The sequence below is a fragment of the Methanobrevibacter sp. 87.7 genome (genome assembly GCF_002208625.1).
Classification (GTDB): Archaea; Methanobacteriota; Methanobacteria; order Methanobacteriales; family Methanobacteriaceae; genus Methanarmilla.
The window spans coordinates 1-250 of the sequence record NZ_MRCT01000297.1 but is presented as its reverse complement, the minus strand read 5'-3'; the positions used below and the strand labels follow the sequence as shown (position 1 = coordinate 250).

Here is a 250-nt window from a genome sequence, read left to right as displayed (position 1 = left end):
AGATGATAGTATGGACTTGAATTCAAAATCAGTAGAAGAAAAAATCAGACAATACCGTGTTTTTAAAAGCTGTTCCCAATCAACCCTTATAGGACTTTGTGAAGTAGCCAACCATCCAATGAGTCAGGCAAGATTATGTGCATTAGCTAGCGGGTTTTCAGGAGGAATCGGCGGCACATTTGATGAAGGAACCTGCGGTGCACTCACAGGAGCATTAATAGCATTGGGATTTTTGGAAGATGATGAAATT

The 250-nt window shown here is 40.4% G+C and carries 1 protein-coding gene; it reads left to right on the top strand.

From position 1 onward, the window contains the following. Positions 1-10: 10 nt before the first annotated feature. The coding region (locus BGI41_RS08295) for a C-GCAxxG-C-C family protein (protein WP_143744831.1) at positions 11-250 on the top strand (240 nt) is incomplete at its 3' end.